At 68.4% G+C, this 21291-nt stretch carries 26 protein-coding genes and 3 tRNA genes; 13 read left to right on the top strand and 16 right to left on the bottom strand.

Annotated features, from left to right (window positions below; translation table 11 throughout):
• The first annotated feature begins 6 nt into the window (after positions 1–6).
• Positions 7–906, top strand: a complete 900-nt coding sequence (gene gluQRS, locus MUG78_RS06955) for a tRNA glutamyl-Q(34) synthetase GluQRS (RefSeq protein ID WP_246993497.1) — start codon at positions 7–9, stop codon at positions 904–906.
• Here gluQRS and tgt read toward each other — a convergent pair.
• Complete coding sequence (tgt, locus tag MUG78_RS06950) at positions 903–2150, bottom strand: tRNA guanosine(34) transglycosylase Tgt (protein WP_246993495.1); 1248 nt, start codon at positions 2148–2150, stop codon at positions 903–905. The genes gluQRS and tgt overlap by 4 nt on opposite strands.
• A 29-nt stretch (positions 2151–2179) precedes the next feature.
• Here tgt and MUG78_RS06945 point away from each other — a divergent pair, with 29 nt between their 5' ends.
• Complete coding sequence (locus MUG78_RS06945) at positions 2180–2620, top strand: hypothetical protein (RefSeq protein ID WP_246993493.1); 441 nt, start codon at positions 2180–2182, stop codon at positions 2618–2620.
• 104 nt (positions 2621–2724) lie between these two features.
• Here MUG78_RS06945 and MUG78_RS06940 read toward each other — a convergent pair whose 3' ends face one another.
• The gene (locus MUG78_RS06940; protein ID WP_246993490.1) at positions 2725–4041 is read right to left on the bottom strand and encodes a UDP-N-acetylmuramoyl-tripeptide--D-alanyl-D-alanine ligase; all 1317 of its coding nucleotides are present in this window, start codon (positions 4039–4041) and stop codon (positions 2725–2727) included.
• A gap of 38 nt (positions 4042–4079) precedes the next feature.
• Between MUG78_RS06940 and MUG78_RS06935 the strand changes: the two genes are divergently transcribed.
• From MUG78_RS06935 to MUG78_RS06925, 3 genes are all read left to right on the top strand, one after another.
• Complete coding sequence (locus MUG78_RS06935; RefSeq protein ID WP_246993488.1) at positions 4080–5153, top strand: D-alanine--D-alanine ligase family protein; 1074 nt, start codon at positions 4080–4082, stop codon at positions 5151–5153.
• 85 nt (positions 5154–5238) lie between these two features.
• On the top strand, positions 5239–5958 hold the full coding sequence (locus tag MUG78_RS06930) for a RelA/SpoT-related domain-containing protein (RefSeq protein ID WP_246993486.1): 720 nt from the start codon (positions 5239–5241) through the stop codon (positions 5956–5958).
• Positions 5959–5961: 3 nt separating this feature from the next.
• The gene (locus MUG78_RS06925; RefSeq protein WP_246993484.1) at positions 5962–6192 is read left to right on the top strand and encodes a hypothetical protein; all 231 of its coding nucleotides are present in this window, start codon (positions 5962–5964) and stop codon (positions 6190–6192) included.
• A gap of 212 nt (positions 6193–6404) precedes the next feature.
• Here the strand turns inward: MUG78_RS06925 and MUG78_RS06920 are convergent.
• The 4 genes from MUG78_RS06920 to MUG78_RS06905 all read right to left on the bottom strand — a co-directional run bounded on the left by MUG78_RS06920 (position 6405) and on the right by MUG78_RS06905 (position 7888).
• A tRNA-Ser gene (locus MUG78_RS06920) sits at positions 6405–6495 on the bottom strand.
• Between the two features lie 51 nt (positions 6496–6546).
• A complete protein-coding gene (locus MUG78_RS06915) occupies positions 6547–6831 on the bottom strand; it encodes a hypothetical protein (protein ID WP_246993482.1) in 285 nt (94 codons plus the stop codon).
• Between the two features lie 60 nt (positions 6832–6891).
• Entirely contained in the window at positions 6892–7362 is a 471-nt protein-coding gene (locus MUG78_RS06910; protein WP_246993480.1) for a nucleoside deaminase, read from the bottom strand.
• A 4-nt stretch (positions 7363–7366) separates the two neighbouring features.
• Complete coding sequence (locus MUG78_RS06905) at positions 7367–7888, bottom strand: tRNA adenosine deaminase-associated protein (protein ID WP_246993478.1); 522 nt, start codon at positions 7886–7888, stop codon at positions 7367–7369.
• Positions 7889–7939: 51 nt separating this feature from the next.
• On the opposite strand from MUG78_RS06905, the gene MUG78_RS06900 reads away from it, so the two are divergent.
• The gene (locus MUG78_RS06900) at positions 7940–8920 is read left to right on the top strand and encodes a prephenate dehydrogenase (RefSeq protein WP_246993476.1); all 981 of its coding nucleotides are present in this window, start codon (positions 7940–7942) and stop codon (positions 8918–8920) included.
• Between the two features lie 13 nt (positions 8921–8933).
• Here MUG78_RS06900 and MUG78_RS06895 read toward each other — a convergent pair whose 3' ends face one another.
• Both MUG78_RS06895 and MUG78_RS06890 read right to left on the bottom strand, forming a co-directional pair.
• On the bottom strand, positions 8934–9533 hold the full coding sequence (locus tag MUG78_RS06895) for a putative glycolipid-binding domain-containing protein (protein ID WP_246993474.1): 600 nt from the start codon (positions 9531–9533) through the stop codon (positions 8934–8936).
• Between the two features lie 16 nt (positions 9534–9549).
• Complete coding sequence (locus tag MUG78_RS06890; protein WP_246993471.1) at positions 9550–10260, bottom strand: hypothetical protein; 711 nt, start codon at positions 10258–10260, stop codon at positions 9550–9552.
• 447 nt (positions 10261–10707) lie between these two features.
• Here MUG78_RS06890 and MUG78_RS06885 point away from each other — a divergent pair, with 447 nt between their 5' ends.
• The 5 genes from MUG78_RS06885 to MUG78_RS06865 all read left to right on the top strand — a co-directional run bounded on the left by MUG78_RS06885 (position 10708) and on the right by MUG78_RS06865 (position 14043).
• Complete coding sequence (locus MUG78_RS06885; RefSeq protein WP_246993468.1) at positions 10708–11616, top strand: DNA-processing protein DprA; 909 nt, start codon at positions 10708–10710, stop codon at positions 11614–11616.
• A 64-nt stretch (positions 11617–11680) separates the two neighbouring features.
• On the top strand, positions 11681–12424 hold the full coding sequence (locus tag MUG78_RS06880) for a phosphoribosyltransferase (RefSeq protein ID WP_246993467.1): 744 nt from the start codon (positions 11681–11683) through the stop codon (positions 12422–12424).
• Between the two features lie 94 nt (positions 12425–12518).
• A complete protein-coding gene (locus MUG78_RS06875; RefSeq protein ID WP_246993465.1) occupies positions 12519–13313 on the top strand; it encodes a hypothetical protein in 795 nt (264 codons plus the stop codon).
• Positions 13310–13507: a hypothetical protein gene (locus MUG78_RS06870; RefSeq protein WP_246993463.1), complete on the top strand. Its 198-nt coding sequence runs from the start codon at positions 13310–13312 to the stop codon at positions 13505–13507. The genes MUG78_RS06875 and MUG78_RS06870 overlap by 4 nt, the downstream gene beginning before the upstream one ends.
• On the top strand, positions 13504–14043 hold the full coding sequence (locus MUG78_RS06865) for a hypothetical protein (protein ID WP_246993461.1): 540 nt from the start codon (positions 13504–13506) through the stop codon (positions 14041–14043). The genes MUG78_RS06870 and MUG78_RS06865 overlap by 4 nt, the downstream gene beginning before the upstream one ends.
• 300 nt (positions 14044–14343) lie before the next feature.
• On the opposite strand, the gene MUG78_RS06860 is transcribed toward MUG78_RS06865, so the two are convergent.
• Together MUG78_RS06860 and MUG78_RS06855 are read right to left on the bottom strand one after the other, a co-directional pair.
• Positions 14344–14419: transfer RNA gene (locus MUG78_RS06860), tRNA-Arg, on the bottom strand.
• 71 nt (positions 14420–14490) lie between these two features.
• Positions 14491–14579 (bottom strand) — tRNA-Ser (locus MUG78_RS06855).
• Positions 14580–14700: 121 nt separating this feature from the next.
• Here MUG78_RS06855 and hisC point away from each other — a divergent pair.
• Positions 14701–15759 carry a histidinol-phosphate transaminase gene (gene hisC, locus MUG78_RS06850; protein WP_246993459.1) on the top strand — a complete coding sequence of 353 codons (1059 nt, stop codon included), beginning with the start codon at positions 14701–14703 and terminating at the stop codon, positions 15757–15759.
• On the opposite strand, the gene MUG78_RS06845 is transcribed toward hisC, so the two are convergent.
• Positions 15760–16749 carry an alpha/beta hydrolase gene (locus tag MUG78_RS06845; protein ID WP_246993457.1) on the bottom strand — a complete coding sequence of 330 codons (990 nt, stop codon included), beginning with the start codon at positions 16747–16749 and terminating at the stop codon, positions 15760–15762.
• Positions 16750–16844: 95 nt separating this feature from the next.
• On the opposite strand from MUG78_RS06845, the gene MUG78_RS06840 reads away from it, so the two are divergent.
• Positions 16845–17285 (top strand): acyl-CoA thioesterase, encoded by a 441-nt coding sequence (locus tag MUG78_RS06840; RefSeq protein ID WP_246993455.1) that lies wholly within the window; start codon positions 16845–16847, stop codon positions 17283–17285.
• 22 nt (positions 17286–17307) lie between these two features.
• Here MUG78_RS06840 and MUG78_RS06835 read toward each other — a convergent pair whose 3' ends face one another.
• The 5 genes from MUG78_RS06835 to MUG78_RS06815 form a co-directional block, all read right to left on the bottom strand.
• Positions 17308–18528 (bottom strand): AAA family ATPase, encoded by a 1221-nt coding sequence (locus tag MUG78_RS06835; protein ID WP_246993453.1) that lies wholly within the window; start codon positions 18526–18528, stop codon positions 17308–17310.
• Between the two features lie 4 nt (positions 18529–18532).
• Positions 18533–19750 carry an acyltransferase family protein gene (locus MUG78_RS06830; protein ID WP_246993451.1) on the bottom strand — a complete coding sequence of 406 codons (1218 nt, stop codon included), beginning with the start codon at positions 19748–19750 and terminating at the stop codon, positions 18533–18535.
• A gap of 168 nt (positions 19751–19918) precedes the next feature.
• Positions 19919–20074, bottom strand: a complete 156-nt coding sequence (locus tag MUG78_RS06825; protein WP_246993449.1) for a hypothetical protein — start codon at positions 20072–20074, stop codon at positions 19919–19921.
• A 40-nt stretch (positions 20075–20114) separates the two neighbouring features.
• On the bottom strand, positions 20115–20336 hold the full coding sequence (locus tag MUG78_RS06820) for a hypothetical protein (protein ID WP_246993447.1): 222 nt from the start codon (positions 20334–20336) through the stop codon (positions 20115–20117).
• A gap of 140 nt (positions 20337–20476) precedes the next feature.
• Positions 20477–21202 (bottom strand): LysR family transcriptional regulator substrate-binding protein, encoded by a 726-nt coding sequence (locus tag MUG78_RS06815; RefSeq protein WP_246996891.1) that lies wholly within the window; start codon positions 21200–21202, stop codon positions 20477–20479.
• Positions 21203–21291 lie beyond the last annotated feature (89 nt).

Genomic DNA, 21291 nt, shown 5'->3' with positions numbered 1-21291 from the left:
AACGCCATGACTGCTGCCGGCCGCTTCGCCCCGTCCCCGTCGGGTGATCTGCACGTCGGCAACCTGCGGACCGCCCTGCTGGCCTGGCTGTTCGCCCGGTCCAGCGGACGCGACTTCCGGATCCGCATGGAAGACCTCGACCGCGTGAAAGCCGGTGCGGCACAACGACAATTGGCCGACCTCGCCGCACTCGGACTCGACTGGTCGCTACCGGTGGTCGCGCAGTCGGACCGGCTTTCGACCTACCGAGCCACGGTCGATCGCCTGGCCGCCGCCGGCGAGACCTTCGAGTGCTTCTGCACGCGCCGGGAGATCCTCGATGCGCCGTCGGCCCCGCACGCACCGCCGGGCGCCTACCCGGGAACCTGCCGGGACCTCACCGACGCCGAACGCGCCGAACGCCGCCGAGACCGACCGGCCGCCATCCGATTGCGCGCCGCCGTCACCGGCTTCACCGTGCACGATCAGTTGCACGGCGGCTACACCGGCGACGTCGACGACTTCGTACTGCTCCGCGGCGACGGCACGCCCGCCTACAACCTGGCCGTGGTGGTCGACGACGCCGCCTTCGACATCGATCAGGTGGTCCGCGGCGACGATCTGCTGTCGTCGGCGCCCCGCCAGGCGTACCTCGCCCAGCGCCTCGGATACCCGGTCCCCGAGTACGCGCACGTGCCGATGGTGCTGAACGACAAGGGCATTCGGCTGTCCAAGCGCGACGGCGCGATCACCCTCGCCCAGCTCGCCGAGCTCGGCTACGACGCGCCCCGCGTGCTGAGCATGATGGCGACGTCGCTGGGGATGGCTGCCCCGGACGAACCGGTCACGGCCCGAGAGTTGTTGCAGCGCTTCGATCCTGCGGCCCTCCCCCGGACGCCCTGGACGTTCGTGGCCCCCGCTGCTTAGCGCGCGGCGGCAGTGCCCGCGTAGTAGCGGGCGAGGAAGGCGTCGCGGTACTCGAAGTAGTTGCCCTCTTCGATGGCGCGACGCGCGCGGTCGACCAGCGTCACCGTGAACGACAGATTGTGCAGGGTCGCCAGGGTGGGCCCGAGGCCCTCCTTGGCCTTGAACAGGTGGTGCAGGTAGGCCCGGGTGTACTGGGTGGAGTAGTTGTCCAGCTCAGCGTCGAGCGGCGAGAAGTCACTGCGGTAACGGGCGTTGGTCACGTTGTACCGGCCGTCGAACGAATAGATGGCGCCGTTGCGGGCCACCCGCGTCGGCGAGACGCAGTCGAAGGTGTCCGCGCCGTTCTCGATGGCGGTGAAGATGTCGTCGGGCTCGCTGATGCCCAGCAGGTGCCGCGGGGCGTCGTCGGGCAGCTCATCGGTGACCCAGCCGACGATGGTGCCGAGATTGGCCTTCTCCAGCGCACCGCCGATGCCGTAGCCGCCGAAGCCCTTGCCGCCGTTCTCGCGGTCGATCCGGCTGAGCTCGACGAGGTCCCGCGTGGCCTTGCGGCGCAGGTCCTCGTACTGCGCCCCCTGGACCACACCCCACAGCGCCTGCTGCGGCCGGTGCGAGCGCTCGGTGGACAGCCGGTTGTGTTCGGCGAGGCAGCGGATGGCCCACTGTCGGGTCCGTTCCAGCGACTCCTCCTGGTAGCCGCGGGTGTTCATCAGCGTGGTGAGCTCGTCGAAGGCGAAGATGATGTCGGCGCCCAGCTGGTGCTGGATCTGCATCGACACCTCCGGGGTGAAGCGGTGTCGTGAGCCGTCGAGGTGCGATTTGAAGGTGACGCCGTCGTCGTCGACGTTCGCCAGGCGTTCCTTGCCCTCGGCGATCGCGGTGTCGTCCTGCTTGCCCTCGACGTCCATCGAGATGACCTTCTTGAACCCGACACCGAGGCTCATCACCTGGAAACCGCCGCTGTCGGTGTAGGTGGGACCCGGCCAGTTCATGAAAGCGCCCAGGCCACCGGCCTGGTCGACGATCTCCGGGCCGGGCTGCAGGTACAGGTGGTAGGCGTTGGCCAGCACCGCCTGCGCGCCGAGCGCGGCCACCGATTCGGGCAGCACCGTCTTGACCGTCGCCTTGGTGCCGACCGGCACGAAGGCCGGCGTCGCGATCTCGCCGTGCGGACTGACGATGGTGCCGGTACGCCCGGCCGTTCCGTCGAGGGTGGCGCGCCGAACGAATTCACTGGTGGTCACTCGGCCGATTCTCCCATAGCGTGGCAGGCATGAACGCGACGAACCTGACTCGTACGACGAAGCTGGCCGCGACCGCCCTCTTCGCGTGCGCCCTGGGCCTGACCCTGACGGCCTGCGGCGACGAACAGCAGGCACCGACCGCCGGCTCCGGCGTCGCGACCCCGCCCGCCGACCGCAGCGTGCCGGTGGTCGGCGGTCCCAGCAAGAAGGCGCCCTCGACCACCAGCACCGCCAAGGACGACTCCGAGTGCGGTCGCGTCGGCGGACCGGACGGTGCCCTGCACGTCCGCGTCGTCGAGGGCGACGTCTCGTGCGAGACCAGCATGTCGATCGCCAAGGAGTACAGCCCGCTCATCGCCACCGGCAAGGCGCAGACGGTGTCCGGCTGGGACTGCGGACCGTCGACCGTCGGCGGCGAACTGGCCCGCTGCACCCGCGACGATCAGGCCATCGCCTTCACCGTGCAGTAGCCGCCCGTTTCCCAGCGGTCGCTGGCATATAGCGGGGCACCTTGGTCATATTGACCAAGGTGCCCCGCTATATGCCGGTGAACTTCAGGAAAGGGCGGGGAACTTCAGGAGAGGGCCTGCGCGACGCGTTCCAGAGCGGCCACGCGGCTGCCCTTGACCAGTACCGCGTCACCTTCCACCAGGTCGCCGAGCGCGCCGACAGCGCCGGCGACGTCGGCCACGTGGGTCACCGCGTCGCCGTAGTGCGGCTCGTCCACCGCGATCACGGTGATGCCGAGGGCCTGGGCCTGCTCGGCGATCTCCCGGTGCGCGGCCGGGCCGTCGGCACCCAATTCGGCCATGGTGCCCAGCACCGCGAACCGGCGCCGGGCATCGAGCAGCGCCAACGACGACAGTGCGGCGGTCATCGACGTGGGGTTGGCGTTGTAGGCGTCGTTGATCACGATCACGCCGGCCGACGTGGTGGTCAGCTCCATCCGCAGTCCGGACAGGCGCGCCGCGCTGAGCCCGGCGGCGATCGCCTCCACCGACACCCCCATGCCGCCGCCCGCGGCGGCCGCGGCCAGCGCGTTCGGCACCTGGTGCTCGCCGCGGGCGCCCAGCGCGACGCGGGCCGAGCCCCACGGGGTCAGCAGATCGAAAGCGGCCCGCAGCTGGTCGTCGAGGACCACGTTCTCCGCGCGCACGTCGGCGCCGGCCGCGAGGCCGTAGGTCAGCACCCGCGCCTGCGTGCGGGTATCCATGGCGGCGACCACCTCGTGGTCGGCGTTGAGCACGGCCAGGCCGTCGGACGGGAGCGACTCCACCAGTTCGCCCTTGGCCTGCGCGACGTCGGCGAGTGAGCCGAACATCTCCAGGTGCACCGCCTCCACGCGAGTCAGCACGCCGACGGTGGGCGAGGCGATCTCGCAGAGCAGCTGGATGTGGCCCACTCCGCGGGCGCCCATCTCCAGCACCACGGCCTCGGTGTCGTCGGGTGCACCCAGCAGGGTCAGCGGCAGGCCGAGTTCGTTGTTGAACGACTTCTCGCTGGCGGCGGTCACATAGGTGGTCTCCAGGACACCGGCGAGCAGGTCCTTGGTGGAGGTCTTGCCGACCGAGCCGGTGACCCCGACGACACGGTCGGGAACCCGACGCCGTGCTTCGCGCCCCAGGTCGGCGAGCGCCACCGCGGTGTCGGCCACCTGCACGGCGGTCGCCGCGAGGGCCGGATCGGGGGCACGATCGGTCAGGTAAGCGGTCGCTCCCGCAGCCACGGCGGCGGCGATGAAGTCGTGCCCGTCGCGGGCGGCGACGATCGGTACGAACAGCTGTCCGGGGCTCGCGGCGCGGGAATCGATGCCGGCCGAATCGACGCGAACGTCCGGGCCGTGGAGGGTGCCGCCGGTGGCGGCGGCGATCTGACTGGCGAGAAGGTGCACGTCGGAAACGCTACTCGTCGCCACGTATCCTGGCACCCATGCCTACTCCCCTTTTGCGGCTGGTGGTCCTCTACGGCGGAGCCTCCGCCGAGCACGACGTCTCGCGGGTCACCGCGGCCCACGTCCTGGCCGCAGCCGATCGCAGCAAGTACACGCTGGTGCCCGTCGGCATCGCCAAGAACGGCAGCTGGCACCGCAACGACTTCGCCGCGGCCGCCCTCGAGGCCGGCGACGACCTCGGCAACAGCCTTCCGATCGACGGCCCGCTCGTCGACCCGGTCGCGGTCCTGACCGGCCCCGGCGAGCAGGAGACAGTGGTGCTGCCGCTGCTGCACGGCCCGCACGGCGAGGACGGCACCATCCAGGGCATGCTCGAGCTGTTCAAGGTCCCGTATGTGGGCTGCGGCGTGCTGTCGTCGGCGCTGTGCATGGACAAGGGCATGGCCAAGGAGGTCGCCGCCCGCGCCGACATCCCGCAGTGCCGCTGGATCACGCTCCGGAACGAGGTCGACGATCCCGCCGCGATCGCCGCGCGCGCCATCGACGAGCTCGGGCTGCCGCTGTTCGTGAAGCCCGCCAACATGGGCTCCTCGGTGGGCGTCTCGCGCGCCGCGTCGGCCGCCGAGCTCGACGCCGCCATCACCGAGGCGCTGCGCTACGACGACGTCGTGGTGATCGAAGAGTCGGTGACTGGCCGCGAGATCGAGGTCGGCGTGGTGGGCAACGGACTTCCGGAGACCACGGTGCCCGGCGAGATCGTGCCGGGCAGCGACTTCTACGACTACGAGGACAAGTACGTCACCGGCAGCGCCGAACTGGTGATTCCGGCCGCGGTGTCCGACGAGGCAGCCGCCGAGGTCCGCGAGCTGGCGGCCCGCGCCTTCACCGCCCTGCGCTGCACCGGCATGGCCCGCGTCGACTTCTTCTACGAGGAGCCCGGCCGCGGCTGGCTGCTGAACGAGGTGAACACGATCCCCGGCTTCACCCCGGCGTCGATGTTCCCGAAGATGTGGGAGGCCACCGGCGTCGCCTACCCCGACCTGATCGACCGGCTCGTCGAGTCCGCCCGCTCACTGCACCGCCGTCGCGCCCGGTTCTCCACCGAACACTGACCCAACAACGAGTGCGCGATGGACCCGTTCGAGAAGGCACCGTGGTCGGGTACGAAGCTCGCCAAGCTAGGCAAAGCACTCCTGGATGAGTCGCGACCGCCTGCAAGACGGCCCGTCGTACAGCGATGTCATGGAGTGGCATTCCGACCTGTGCGCCGATATTGCCGCAAGCACTTTCACCCATCCGTGGGAATCCCTGGCCACCGACGACTTCGATATCGCAGCCCGAGCGAAAACCTTTGACACACTGAAGCAGAAGCTCGTCCGCGAGGACTGGATGACCTTGAACCAAGTTCAGGACCTTGCGGGCGTACGCGTCGACGGCGACTTCTCGCTCAGGCAACAGACCGCCTTCGCTCACGAAATCGTGCACCACTTTGCCGGAGCCGCAGGGAAGGTCAAGGACCTTCGCGAGTCGCCCCACAGCGGATATCGCGCCGTTCATGTCTGGCTACGCCTCCCCGCGGGCAGGGTCGAAGTTCAGATCCGCACCCGGGGGCAGAACGCTTGGGCAAACGCCTACGAACAGCTCGCCGACACTGTGGGCCGCCAGATCCGGTATGGCGAGGATCACGAAGACCCATCCGTTCAAGAGATCGTCGAGTACCTCCACGCCGAGTCGGCGTCGTTGGCGGCGCTGGAGAACGCCCTACAGGAACTCCTCGACATCGGCGACGGCGTCGATCGTGCGATGGAGCTCCACACCGACCGAGTTGCTACGAAGATCGCTGAGCTGGCCAACCGGATGGAAGATTTCCAGCGTAAGCTGGAGATCCAACCCCCAGCGACAAATGCAGAGGAGTGAAGCGTGCCGTCGTATGTGATCCAGTTCAACAGACGCACTCGCCAGCGTGCGATCCGTAGCTTCGCCACGTCGCGCGAGGCCATGGACTACCGCCTGATGCTGGAAGGCGAGCGCCAAGATTCTGACGTCGAGATCGCAGCCCTGACCAGCCGTTCCATCGAGAGCCTGCAGCGCACTCACGCTCGGTACTTCACGGGCGAGGACATTTCCGGCGCCGCTGCACCCTGCGCGTAATTCCGAACCAGCGAGCGACGCTTCCTTCGAATCAAGGTCTGCACCGGGTCTCCCGGGGCGGTTCTGTTCACCTCGATCGACCCCGCAGACAGCGCTGCCGTCTGGTGCAGTTACCAGGTGACTGCACCAGACGGCAGAGTGCCGCCGAATGGTAAGCACGGTCCAACCCCGGGAATGGGGAAGGCCCCCATCTGCGCTGCAGATGGGGGCCTTGGCGGTGGCGGTGGGATTTGAACCCACGGTACGGGGTCACCGTACACAGCATTTCGAGTGCTGCACCTTCGGCCGCTCGGACACGCCACCGCGGAAGACTTTACCTGAGCACCACGGTGAGGTGAAATCGCCTGGTCAGTCCTACTTTTGAGCCGAATCTCCGCCGGTGAGGCGGTCCTTCAGCTCGGTGGCCTTCTCGGTGGCGGTATTGATGGCGCCCTGCACCTGCTCGTTGGCGAGCAGTTCGCTGAGCTTGTCCTGAGCAGTGTTGACCGCGCCCTGCACCTGCTCGTTCGACGCCAACTCGTTCAGCTTGGTCTTGGCGGTCTCGATCACCGAATGCACCTGCTCGGAGTCGGCCAGGCCGGTGACCTTCTCCCGGGCGGTGTCGATGATCTCGTTGATCTTGTCCATCGGATCGGACATGGGACTTCCCTTCGTCGGCAACTGACGCGCGGAATGCGCTGCTTGCCGGCGATTTTATCGTCAGTCCGACGTTCCCCGCCGAGCCGCGAAGAAATCCCTGACCAGACCGCCGCACTCGTCGGCGAGCACACCGCCGCGCACCTGCGGGCGGTGCAGCAGACGCTGATCACGCAGCAGATCCCAGAGCGAGCCCACGGCGCCGGTCTTGGGTTCCCACGCGCCGAAGACCACCGAGGAGACGCGGGCCAGTCCGATGGCGCCGGCGCACATGGCGCACGGTTCCACGGTCACTGCGAGCGTGCAGCCCTCCAGCCGCCAGCCGTCGCCGTGGAGCTTCGCCGCGGCGCGCAGCGCGAGGATCTCGGCGTGCGCGGTGGGGTCGCCGTCGGCCTCGCGTCGATTGGTGGCCCGGGCCAGTTCGCGGCCGTCCGGACCGAACACCACGGCCCCGATCGGGACGTCGTCGGCGGGCGTGTCCGCGGCGGCCGACAGCGCCGCCCGGATCTGCGTCAGCGCGGTCTCCGGCACCACCGGGTCAGATCCCGAGCGTGTCGAGCACCTGCGCCAGTTCGTCGCCGAAGCCCAGGCGCGCGGCGATCATGCCGAGCTGTTCGTCGGCGTACAGGTCGTTGTCGCCGACGATGATGCTCATGACACCGTCGGGCAGCCCGAGGTCGGCGAGCACCGCGAGGTCGCCCTCCTCCCACGGATCCACGTCGTCCACCTCGTCGGGGTCCAGGTCGGGCACATCCACGTGCAGCCGATCCAGCACGTCCTCGGCGACGTCGTAATCGAGGGCCGCGGTCGCGTCCGAGAGCAGCAGGCCGGCGCCGTTGGGCGCGGGGCGTACCACCACGAAGAACTCGTCGTCGACGTTCAAGAGCCCGAAAACCGCTCCGGCAGCGCGCAATTCGCGCAGCTGGAGTTCGGCGTCCTCGAGGCTGTCCAGCGCGCTGGAGTTCAGCGGGGTGACCTTCCAGCCGGCGTCCTCGCGGACCACCGCCACCGCATAACCCTCGATATCGGGATCGGAATCGTTCGTTCCAGCGGCAGCCATGCTGGCCACGGTAGCCGCTTTCGCACACTCTCCCAAGTCCGTTCGGTCCGCATGTGCCACGCTGATCAGGTGTCTTCTTCCACTGCGCGCCCGGTCTGCATTCTCGGTCTCGGACTGATCGGCGGTTCCCTGCTCCGCCGACTCGCCGACGACGGCCATCGTGCCTACGGATACAACCGATCGACGCCGACGGTGACCGAGGCGACCGCCGCCGGATACGACGCCACCGGAGACCTGTCCGCCGTGCTGGCGCGCGCCGCCGACGAGGACGCGATCGTCGTGCTGGCCACCCCGGTGCCCGCGTTGGCGGCCATGGTCGCCGCCGTCGCCGAGCACGCGCCGTCGTGCCTGTTGACCGATGTCGTCAGCGTGAAGACCGAGGTGGCGGCCGTGGTGGCCGCCGGCCATCCGGGCGCCCGGTACGTCGGCGGCCATCCGATGGCGGGCACCGCGCATTCGGGGTGGGCGGCCACCGATCCGGATCTGTTCGTCGGCGCTATGTGGATGGTGTCCACGCCCGACGACGTCGATCCGACGGACTGGCGGGCCGTGGCGGAGCTGGCGCACCGGGCGGGCGCCGTGGTGGTGCCCGCCGCCGACGACGCGCACGACCGCGCCGTGGCCGCGATCTCGCACAACCCGCACCTCACCGCGGCCGTCACCGCCGCGGTGGGCGCCGGGGAGAGCGGTCTGGCGTTGCGCTTGGCCGCGGGCAGCTTCCGCGACGGCACCCGGGTGGCCGGGACCGCGCCGGAACTGCAGCGCGCCATGCTCGAGGGCAACGCGATGGCCCTGTTGAACACGCTCAGCGAGACCATCGACCGCCTCGTCGCCGCGCGCGATCAGCTGCGCGACCACGGCAGCGTGGAGGTGCTGGTGGCCGACGGCCATCGGGCCCGTCGTCGTTACGAGGAGGTCGCCGCCGCGCAGGTGCCGATCACCGAGGTGACGATCGGCGCGGACGGCTGGGCCGCCGAACTGCGACGCCAAGCCCACCTGGGCCGCACCTGGCTGCCCGTCGACGGGAACTGAATCCCGTCCGGGGTCAGAGCCGGTCGGCGATCCCGGAGAAGCTGGTGATCAGGCCGAACTCGTCGACCGTCATGTCCCACGATCCGCGCGCTGAGCTCATGGTGACCGCGCCCTCGGCGGATCCCACCCGATCAAAGGTGTACGACTTCTCGATGAGGTCGACGCTGAACTCCGGCAGGCTCAGCTCCACCACCGGAACGTCGATCGCGGCCTGACCGCCGAGCAGGCCGTGGCGACGGATCACCGCGGACTTGAGGAACGGCGAGTGCCACAGGTCGACGGTGTCGGCGCCGGCGAAGTCGCTGCGCACGATGCTGTCCGGGGTCTGCACCATCCAGCGGCCGTCCATGTCACGGCTGATGTCGAGCGCGCTCTCCCCGCTCGCCTTGAGCATGCGGACCGAGAGTCGGCGCGTACTTCCGTTGTCGTTGGTGACGAACTCGTACGACACCGAGAACGCCTCGTGGTCGTCGGCAGCCGCGCTGATGATCCGCCCGTAGGCGCGGATACGGCGGCCGTTGATGTTCATGCGGACCTGCTCCAGGCTGTCCGCGTACACCGCGCGCCACGTGTGCATGGCCTTGACGTCGTTCGACGATTCACGAGGAGACACGGCTCTACGGTAACCCCTATCCGCTCTCACACGTGAGCAGGCGAACGCTCGTCGACGCCTCGATCTGCCCGGTCGCCACTTCCTCGCCGTCGATCGTGATCCGGCACGACGCCGCTTCGCCCTCCGGGACGAGCAGCGTGATGCGCGCCTGACCGTCGTAGGTGACGGTGGACTGGACCCACGGCCCGCCGGGCGCGTCGCCCACCGTCATCCGTCCGCGGCTGAGGAACACCACGGCGGTGGGCGACTCCGTGGTCACCTCGTACACGGTCGGCGCCATCGCTCCGGGCGCGCCCGGAGTGGTCCTCCGCGGCGTGCTCGGCGCGTTCGGGTCGACCGAGGGCCCGGGATCCTCGAGGTCGTCGAGGTAGGGGTCGTCGAGCGGCTGGGTCGCCGGCGGCACCGAGCGCTGGGCGAACTGGTTGTCGTCGTCGCGGGAGAAGAAGGTGAGCGCGGCGGCCAGAGCCAGGACGAAGACCAGCACCGCGGCGAGACCGCCGAGCATGCGCTTCTTCGGGTCCTGCGGGGGCTTCGGCGGGCTCGCCACCGGGGTCGGCGGTTCCACCGGCGGCGGGGTGACGGTCGGCGCCGCGGCCGGGGTGGGCGGCTGGTACTGATACTGCGGCGCACCGTCGGCGGTGAAGCCGAGCGGCGGATAGCTCTGCCCCCGCGCGACCGGCTGCCGATAGGGCGGCGCGGTCCGCGGAGCACGGGATGGCCGGGTCATGGCTTCCATTGTGCCGGTCGAGAGAAGGACGAACGCGCCCCCACCGTGAGATCGCACCGCGACGCGATTCATTTCGGGCGGGTTAGCGGTGGGCCGAACGGCGGACATGAAGAAAGCCCCTCACCATTGTGCTGGTGAGGGGCCTTTCTCAGTGCGCCCGTAGGGATTCGAACCTCAAACCTTCTGCTAGAAATCGCGGCTATCGGGGTCTATCTCGATAGTGCTCGGGAGATGCGCTCAGCAGCGGCGACGACCATTTCGAGCGGCACGTCGATAGACTGAGATACCCGGTGATATCCACCGAAAACGGTGACTATTCGGTGACCGGGGTCGAAACTCGCTGATCGCCCGTCAACTCCCGAGACGGACCGCTGCTGTCGTAACCTGTCTGTCAGTGGCGGATGAGAACATGCCAGAAACAGCGAGAAACTGACAGGAGGTGGCCCGGTGGGTGCCGATTACGCAGACGAACAACGGGTCGCCCTCGTGGCCCTCGTTCAGTCGCGGCCCGATGGCCTCTCCTACCCCGAGCTCACTGCCGAGGTCATCGAGGCCGGCGATGCCCTGACCGTGTGGGAGCAGCACTACCCGACCGGTCTGTTCGACAACGCCGACGCCGAGAAGCTGCTCGCCGAGGCGCGCCACACTCTGCGCGAGTGGGAGGCCGGGCCGTTCACGTTGCACACGCTGTTCGATGCCAGCTACCCCGAGCAGGTCCGATCGGTTCGACAGATGCCTCCGCTGCTGTTCACACAGGGCGAGGTCGTCGCCGCTGATCGCGCGGTATCGGTAGTCGGCTCGCGTCGAGCGAGTGCTCGCGGGCTGCAGTTTGCCGAGCGAGTCGCACAGTTACTCACCGACTACCAACTGACCGTCGTCGCCGGACTCGCCGAGGGCATCGACACCGCTGCCCACACCGCCGCGCTGCGTGCGGGGGGCCGGACGGTCGCGGTTCTTGGGAACGGCCTGGACTACTTCTACCCGCGATCGAACCGCGACCTGCAGGCCGAGATCGGGCGGCGCGGAATGCTGCTGTCGCAATTCGCTCCCGGCTTCGCGCCGACCAAGTGGTCCTTTCCTGCGCGCAACGCAGTGATGAGCGCGTACGGCATCGCGACCGTGATCGCCGAGGCCGGCGAGCACAGCGGCACGCGGATTCAGGCTCGCGAGGCTGTCGCGCATGGTCGTGCGGTGGTGCTGAGCGAGGCCGTTGCGCTGGCGACGTCGTGGGGAGCCGCGCTCGTGGGTCAGCCGGGCGTGCACGTCGCTCGGACACCTGACGAGGCGCTGCGTCATGTGGAGCAGATCGTCGAGCTCGACGACCGGGTCACGGAACTGTTGGCGTCCGTTGGTTGATGCGGCCACTGCGGCCACACTGGCTGCGGTTGTCAAAGGCAGGGTCGGCGGGTTCCTGCGGAATGTGTACGAGATCGGCCATGCGGGAACGTGCGACGTCTGCAGGGGACCGTCGGCTGGATCTGCCGTATGCGGGCAATGCAGCAATGCGCGCGCCGAACTCAATGGCCTCATGTGCGACCACACGTTGATGCTCACATACGCACAGGGCGACAACCGGCCGTACCTGCACCAATCTGCGCACCTGATGCAGACCTACAAGGCGACGCCGCCTGTGCAGCGCTCGGTCGACGACCTACGCCTGATAGTCAACATCGGCACGCTTCTGCACGGTGACTGCATTCGGCAGGAACTGGGGCACCTGTGGGACTCGGTCACATACGTTCCATCGTCACGCGGGCGCCAGGGCGATCATCCCGTTCAGCAACTCGCCACCGCAGTCAGACAGGTCGTCGACCCGGCTGCCGTTCAGCGGTTCCTGCTCGACCTTGGTCCCGGCTACGTCCCTGGGTGTACGCGAGTCCGACGGGCAGACCGCTTCGCGGTCTCCGACGAGTGGCAGGGTGCGGTCCGCGGTAAACACGTCCTCGTTGTCGATGACACATGGACAACGGGCGCGAGTATTCAGTCGGCAGCCGCCGCGTTGAAACTCGCAGGCGCAGAGAGCGTTACAGGCCTGTGTGCTGCTCGATGGTTGAAGTGGAGTTGGCCCGATCATGCCGCGTTGCTGGGGATGTGCACGTCGGACTACGACGCGCTGCGGTGCATGGTGCGCGAGGGCCGCTGCCTGGTGGGTCGCCAGCCATGAGGTGTCTGACGATGATGATTCGCGTGTACGGGCACGTCGACGGTGACGCGTCGACGCGGGCTGATGCATCGCTGTTCGGGCAGGCGGCGAGCGAATGACCGAACCTGAGCCGACGAGTATGAACGGCGAGATCGGCATCGTGTTCGTCGTGCAGAGCAGGGTGACGGGCATCCTGAGTGGGGCGTGGAATATCCGGTCTCACCGCACGTCGTTCTACCTGTCGCCGCTCGGCGTTGGCGCGACTCCGCTCAAGCTCAGCTTGCACGGTGCCGACGACAGGCCGCACACGAGCGAACCAGGGTTCAAGCTCGACGTCGTGCGCGAGAACCTTGGGCGGGCAGCCGAACAGGGCTCACGAATCATCGACGTCAGCGGCTACCTGCCGCAGTGGTTCACCGGTCGCGAGGTTGCGCCGGGCGTACGGCATGTCCTGCGGTTCATGTATCGGCCCGCGATGTTCGTCGGGGGAACCCCATCGGCACCGATGCCGGAGCCAGCGGCGTCGGCGACGATTCACTCACGGTTCGCGGCACCTGTGGACGACGAGGTCGTGTATCTCGATGTGTGCGTGAGTCAACGGAAACCGTTCTGGGAGAACGTCGACGAGACCCGAGCGGCAGACGCCGGCATTGGGCCGATCGTGAACACGAATCGCGAGTACCTGACCGTTATCGCTCGCAAGGTGCCCTACCGCGAAGAACTCGACCCGTTCAGCGGCGACTACCAGCCGCTCGACGACCACGATCCCGATGCCGACGGGCCAGTGCGCCGCGTTGAGGCGTTCCGCCACGACGCACACGGTGTCATGTGGATTACCGAGGTGCTGATGCCCGAGCGTGTGATCGACGACCCGGCGAACGCGTACAAGCTGCCACCGAAACGGTCGTGACCACGGTGTCCGAGCGCGAGGACGCCGCTGACCGTTTCCGGCGACTGCTGTCGAGTCACATCGGCTTCCTCAAGCGGTCCTGCTGGCTGTTCGACCAGGGCCACGAGGACGAGGCGCTGCGCATCGCGACCTCGCTGCGCGTGTTGTTCCACGACACTGGCACGCGACGTCGCTGCTCACACACCTCGGGATGAACGGACCCGAGGCGCTGATGCTCGGCACCGAACACAATCGGCACGGTCCCGACTGGTGGATGGACTTCTTTGTCGTGCACCTGGACCTCAACGGGCCGGAGCCGGTGCGCGTGAGCGCGGCCCGTGCGCAGCGGTACACCGCGCGACCAGTCGCCGACTGGTGGTCGGGTGAGACGTTGTTCTCCTACGACGGCACTGGCTACACGCGGCGGGCTGTCGTGCGGGCCATGACCGACCACGACGGCGGCGCGCACGTCGACGCCGTCCTGGCCGGGTTCTACGAATCGCTGATGCGGCACGGTGAGGGCTTGTCGATCGTCGCCGAGTTCGAGCGGCTGGGCGCGGCACCATTCGAGAACGGGGTGCCGCAGTACGCCGGCAACGCTCACCTCGCGTTGATGCGGCAGCTTGCGCACGATGTTCTGGCGACGGTGAGCTATTTCGCGTGGCCGGTGCAGGATTCACCGATCGTGCCGTGGACGACCCGCTACCCGACCAAGGCGAACGCCACGATGACACCGCACCCCGACGAGTGAAGGTGACACGCCCTCGGCACACCGCGCTGATCGGTGGTCGCGTCGGTCGAGCGCGAGGCGTCACTGACCGATGCGGCTGCGCAACTCGGGCACTCGGGCACCGAGGTCACGACTCGGCATTACGTGCAGCGGGCACAGGTCGCACCGGACCTCTCGGGCATCCTTGATCTGCTCGCCCCGACACCCTCCGAGAGGGACTGACGTCGACGAAAACAGTGACTATTCGGTGACATCGGTCGCCTCGACTCCGTGAAGTAGAAACACCCCGCACCTGTTTGCGCAGGTGGCGGGGTGTTTCTGTGGTGCGCCCGTAGGGATTCGAACCCCAAACCTTCTGATCCGTAGTCAGATGCTCTATCCGTTGAGCTACGGGCGCGTATACGCAGAACGAGTGTACTAGGTAGACCTGCTCTGACGCTATTCGGTTGTCCGGGCTAGCCCGGTCAGCGGAGACGAGAGGATTTGAACCTCCGGTCCCTTTTTCAAGAGACAACTCATTAGCAGTGAGTCCCATTCGGCCGCTCTGGCACGTCTCCTGGTCTCAAGCCCTTCCGGACTCGCTCGCCTTGCAAGACACTACACACGGCCCCGACGCAGAGGCAAATCGCCTGGACCCGACGTGAATCGACGCGGTTCCACGGCCTACATTCAATACTTGTGACGCTGCGCATCCGCCCCGATCTCGACTCGCTGCCCGCCTACGTGCCGGGCAAGACCTTCCCCGGAGCTCTGAAGCTCGCGAGTAACGAGGTGACCGAGCCGCCCCTGCCCGCTGTAGTGGAGGCCATCGCCGCCGCGGCCGCCGGGATCAACCGCTACCCGGACAACGGCGCAGTGGCGCTCACCGAGGCACTGGCCGCGAAGCTGGGGGTCACGACGAGCGAGATCCAGACCGGTGACGGCTCGGTGACGCTCTGCCAGAACCTGATCACCATCACCAGCGGGCCGGGCGACGAGGTGCTGTTCGGCTGGCGCAGCTTCGAGACCTATCCGTTGGCCACTCGGGTGGCCGGCGCGACGCCGGTGCAGGTGCCGTTGACCGGCGACGCCGTGCACGACCTCGAGGCGATGGCCGCGGCGGTCACCGACCGCACCCGCCTGATCTTCGTGTGCAACCCGAACAACCCGACCGGCACCGTCGTGTCGGCGGAGGCGCTGCGGTCCTTCCTGCAGCGGGTGCCGAGCGATCTCATCGTCGCCCTCGACGAGGCCTACATCGAATACGTGCGTCCCGATGCGGCGCACGCCGTCGACGCTCTGGCCCTGCGCCGCGAGTTCCCCAACCTGGTGGTGCTGCGCACCTTCTCGAAGGCGTATGGCTTGGCCGGGTTGCGCGTCGGTTACGCCGTCGCCGACCCCGAAGTGGTGGCCGCCCTCAGCAAGGTGCACGTGCCGTTCTCGGTCAACAGCCTCGCGCAGGCGGCCGCGATCGCCGCGCTCGGCGCTCAGGACCAGTTGTTGGCGCGCACCGACGCGGTGGCCGTCGAACGGGCACGGGTGAGCGACGAACTGCGCGCCCTCGGGTACCCGGTGAGCGAGTCGCAGGCCAATTTCGTCTGGCTGGCATTGGGCGACGACGCCGCGGCGTTCGCGACCGCGGCCATCGAGGCCGGCGTGGTGGTGCGCCCGTTCGCCGGCGAAGGCGTCCGGGTCACCGTCACGGTGTCCGACGAGAACGACGCCTTCCTGGCGTTCGCGCGGTCCTGGAAGGCCTGATCAGGCGATGGCCGGACCCAGCGTCGCCCAGGCGTTGGGCAGGTCGCGCTTCCAGTAGTCCCAGCTGTGGGTGCCGATCAGTCGGAAGCCGGGCGTGAAGTTGATACCCGCCGACGACAGCTGGGTCGCGAACTGCAGCGAGCAGCGGTACGCGCCCACCTCGAGCGCCGATCCGGCGGCGATCTGCGCGTCGGCCGGCCCCTCCTTCGGGTCCCGCTTCGCGGTGAGGTCCAGCGGTCCGACGGCGCCGGAACCGGCACTGAGGAACAGCGCCTTGCCGCGGAGAGCTTCCAGACGCAGCGACGGGTCGTGCGCCTTCCACTGCTTGCTGCCGGTGCGACCCCACATGTTGTCGGCATTGCCGCCGCCCTTGGCGACGGTGGTCCGCACGTACGCCTCGTTGGCCGGCTCGGACACCGGCGGGCAACCGCTCAGCGAGGCGACGCCGCGGTACAGCTCCGGGTGCCGGGAAGCCAGCGCAAAGGCCGACTGACCGCCCATCGACAGGCCCATGACCGCGTTGCGGCCGTTGGAGCCGAACTGCGCGGCGATCACCTTGGGCAGTTCTTCGGTCAGGAAGGTCTCCCACTGAGGCTTCCCGAGCTCGCCGTCCTTGCGAATCCAGTTGGTATAGAAGGAGCCCGCGCCACCGGCCGGGAGCACGACGTTCACGTTGCGGCCGGCGAAGAACTGGCCGGCCCCGCCCTTGGTGATCCAGTCGCTGACCTTCTCACCGGCGTCGGCGCCGTCGAGCATGTAGAGGGTGCCGCGGGGGGCCGCGCCGCCCGGCGAGAGCACGGTCACCGGCACGGTGCCGTTCATGGCTTCGCTCTTGATCTCGAGATCGGTGCGGTGTATGCCGCGCTGCTTCTTCTCCACCACGTGCGCCCCGTTCGGTGCCGCCTTGGCCGGCGCGGCCGCGATCATCGGAGCCAGCAGGGCAGCCGTGGTGAAGGCGGTCAGGGCGAATCTACGAGACGGCTTGCGCATGGTCGCCAAAGATACCGTCCGCAAGTATCGGCGGGGTAAAGCGAGACTTATCTCTCCCTGAGAATCGTCGATCCGACGGGGCATAAACTGCGCCCATGACCGACACCGCCTCGCAGTTCGCCTTCGTCGCCCACATCCCCGTGCGCTGGTCGGACGCCGATGCCTTCGGCCACATCAATCACGCCCGCATGGTGACGCTGATGGAGGAAGCACGCATCCAGTGGCTGCTGAGCGCTGGCGAGGAGTACGCGCCGCTGATCAAGAGCGCGATGATCGTGCACGTGGAGATCCGCTATCAGGCGCAGCTCCGGCATCACGACAGCCCGCTGTCGATCGGCATGTGGATCAAGGGACATCGGTCCGTCGACTTCACCATCGGTTACGAGATCCGCGGCGCCGAGGCCGCGCTCGACTCGCGTCCGGCCTGCGTGGCCAGCACGCAGATGGCGGTGGTCGACATCGAGGCGCACACCCTGCGGCGGCTCACCGACGTGGAGAAGGGCTATCTCACGAGCTGGGGTCGTCCCGAAGCCTGAACGCCCCGGGTGCCGACCGCGGCTACGACGGGCCGGGTTCGTAGCGTTCGGGCAGTTCCATCGGCGCCTGGTGCGGCGCGATGCGGGCGATGTTGCCCTGCAGCACGTCCCGGTAGATGCGCAGCTGTTCCTCGCCGGCGCGCACCTGCTCGGAGAGGCGGCGGGTGTTGTCGGCCGAGAGTTCGCGGTCGCCGGAGCGCGCAACGAGGTGATCGATGCGGGCGTCGAGGGTCGACGTGCGGTCGTACTCGTCGAGGATCCGCAGTTCCGCGGATGCCGATTCCACGGTCTGCGCGATCTCGACGAGCGCCTGCACGCGGGAGAGCAATTCGGTCCACACCGGGCGCAGCGCGGCCTCGCGCTGATCCAGGTGCTCGACGAAACCGCGGTCGTAGCCGCCGCTGGCCCGCGCCTGATCCAGATCGACGCGCAGGGTGCGCAGCGTGACGACGTCGGCGGCGATCTCGGCCAGTTCGGCGTGCAGGTTCACGGCCGAGCGCTGGAGTTCGAAGAAGTCCGACCGCCACGCAGGGCTGTGCTGAATGCGGTCGTAGAAGTGGCCGGCGACGAACTGCAAGGCCTCGTAGCCATCGCTGAAGTCGGCACCGCCACGGCCGGACGGCGCCGGCTTCCCGTCGCTGCCGAGGGCTTCGTTGATCCACTCCTCCACGTTCTGCGCGGCGTTGCGACCGGCGAGCGAGCCGACGAAACCGGCGATCCGATCCACGGCGGCGCTCCCGGCTCGGCGCACGCCACCGCCGACCGGCAGGTTGGCGACCGGGGTGTAGAGCACACCGGTGAAGAGCTTTTCGCGCTCGTCGATCTCCAGGTAGAGGTTCTCGCGGCGTTCACGACGAATGGCGCGCGTGCTGGTGGCGAAGACGCCCTTGCCGCCGACCACCACGCGGCGCGCGTCCTCGCGCCGACGGGTCATGCCGGAAAGGCGAGTGCGGAGGACGGTCGCCACCACGTTCGGGATCATCCCGGTGGCGAGTTGCTGTTCGAGGTGCCCGATCGCGTGCTGCAGTCGTCGCAGTTCGCCGTACGACCCGCTCAGCCGCGGCAGCGGGAGGCCCATCGACATCCGACGCACCACCAGGGCGCGCCCACCGGGCGACAGGTGCCCCGAGGCGATCAGGAGGGCGGCGTCGTCGGACAGCGGCGGCGGATCCCCCGGCAACCGCGCTTCCTGCGCCCATCGCCGCAGATCGGCCATGGTCACGGGCACGCTTGCAGAGTTCATGGAGTCATCCTACCGACGCGTCCGACGCGGCACCGATGCGCGAGTTCCGGTCGCGGGCCCAGAACCGGGCACGGGCGCGGGCGTCGGGGGTGGCCACCAGCAGGTGCAGCAGCCACGCGATCGGCGTCGCGACCGCCACCGTGGTCAGGAAGGCCAGCGCGGTGGAGCCGGTGAAGATCGGATAGTCGAGCCAACCCATCACGAACTCCAGCACGATCACGTGGACCAGGAAGAACTCGTAGGAGATCTCGCCGAACCACACCACCGGACGCGACCCGAGCAGTCGACGCCAGGGGTCGGGGGCGTCGTCGGACCCCAGCCCGACGGCCAGCGGTCCGATCAGCCCCAAGGCCACCACGAGATAGAGGAAGTGTTTGACGATGGTCTGTCCGGCCTCGTCGGGGATGATGGTCGGCCCGCCGGCGAACGCGCCCGCCGAGACCAGGAAGGCGACGACGGCGATCGGCACCGACACCCGCCAGTCCCACCGGCGCACCAGCTCCACCAACACCGCCAGGGCCATGCCGCCGACGAACCAGCTCGCGAAGGCGGGCGGCCACAGGCGCGCGGTCGGATCGGCGTCGGGCATGCCGTGCACCGCGATGGTCCACACCGGCGAGATCAGCGCGAGCACGCCGAGACTGACCAGGAGCAGGTCCGGGCGCCAACGACGCTTGCAGACCAGCACGGCGATCGGCCAGGCCAGCAGCGGCAGCACCACGTAGAAGGCCATCTCGGCGGCCATGCTCCACATCTGGCTCAGTCCGGTCCGCAGGTGCCCGAAGCCATAGACCTGCGTGAACGTCATGTTGCGGAGAAAGCTTCCCCAACCGTGGCCCGTCTGGCCGGGGTCTTCACGCACGAGGAAGATCAGATACACCGCGATCACGGTGATCCAGTACGCGGGCACCACTCGACGAAACCGGTGCCAGGCGTATCGACTCGTCGACGGCAACACCGCGTCGCCCGACACCTGCGCCCGTCCCGCCGACTGCGTATGTCCCGCCGGTTGAGCTTGTCGAAGCCCCCGCACCCACGGCCGGAACAGCAGGAAGCCCGACAGCACGAAGAAGATCGCGACCCCGATCTCGAACCGCGCGAAGAAGCGGCCCTCGAGGTCGTCGGTGTAGCGCCCGGTCCAGAACGCGGCGTGGGTCAGGCAGACCGCCAGGGCCGCCAACGCACGGATCCCGGTCAACGGTGCCGAGCGCGAGGACTTCACTGCCCCATCATGACGCAGCCATGCCGGGGCTACACATCCACCGCCGGCGCCCGACCCTTCCGACGACCGTGCCACCCTTCACGATCGAAAGGGTGGCACGGTACTCACGGGCAACGACGACGCGATGGAGGCATTGCCCGGCGAGCGGTCAAGCCTGCGGCCAGGCCGTCAAAACCAGACTTTTCGTCCAGCGACGGGACGGCCCAGCGCCCCCGCGATCCACAGGACCGCTCCGATGACCACCAGCGCGACACCGATATACGTCAGGATCGCGAGCGAGAACACCCAGCCCAGAATCAGAAGAATCACTCCGAGAAGAATCATCGATTTTTCCTTTCACCTCGACCCTCAGGTCTGTTGTCGGTCATTCACTCGGTTCGGGGATTCGAACGTTGCAGTCGTCCACCTTCGGGTTGACACCGGCGTAGTTGAGCGGCCCGGTGACGATCGTCAACGCGATGGTCCCGGCCGTCGCGCAGTTGGCGTCCGAACTCTTGAAGTAATCGCGCTGCACGGCCGCGACCACACCGATCACGAGCCAAATGAGGACGATCACGCCGATGATTCCGCTACTGCGCCTTCCCATGGTCTTCGCCGCCTTCCGGTTAATCACCTGTGTGAAACTCGGGTGTACCCACACTGAGCGTCCGCTAAACAAGAGTGAAGGAAACAGGACTGGAGGGACAGGCAGCGTGGAGGTTCGACAAGCGCAACCGGTGACGGCGGTCAGCGGCCGGTGCGGCGTCGACCTTTCGAGGCCTGCGAGCGGCCGGACGACTTGCCGCCCTTCGCCAGGCGCGGGGGCACTTTGCCGGAGGCCTCCAACGACGCACGCCGGGCCGCGGCCTTCTCCTTGGCCGAGCGCTTCGGCGTGGGTTCGCTCTGACCGCGCGACGAACCGGGACGACGACCGCGGACGACGCCGATGAACTCCTCCACCAGTTCCGGCGTCGGTGCGTCGCCCGCCGCGGCGACCCACAGCAGTCCGACGGAGGCCACCGCTCCGTCGGCCAGCGGGCGGTAGGTCAGGTCGCGCCGATGATGCAGCCGCGCCAAAGACATCGGCACCACCAGCACGCCCAACCCGGCGGCCACCAACTCCACGGCGGCCGCTGTAGTCTCCGGGCGATGCTCGATCACCGTGCCGGGGTTGCCGGTCCAGCCCAGGACATCGTCGTCGGGCAGCAGGTACTGCTCGCCCGCCAGATCGGCGACCGCCACCTCATCGACCGCGGTGAACACGTGATCCTTGGGCACCACCGCGACGGGCACCTCGTCGTACAGGCGGATCACCGACAGTCCGTCCACCTCGCCGACGTCGGGGCGGGCCAATGCCGCGTCGACCAGACCCGCGCGCAACCGGCGGGCCACGTCGGCCGCCGGGCAGTCCACCAACTCAACGGAGACGCCGGGTCGTCGTTCCTCGAACACCCGCACCCACTTGGCCGGCATCACGCCGGGAACATACGCGAGCCGGAAGACCTGCGCGCTCTCTTCTGCCGTCACCGGCCTACCGTCCCGCCTGCTCCGCCCGGCCCGAT

It is taken from the genome of Gordonia alkaliphila, from assembly GCF_023017165.1.
GTDB lineage: Bacteria > Actinomycetota > Actinomycetes > Mycobacteriales > Mycobacteriaceae > Gordonia > Gordonia alkaliphila.
Note: the sequence above shows the minus strand (reverse complement) of the source record. Positions and strands in the feature narration are given on the sequence as shown.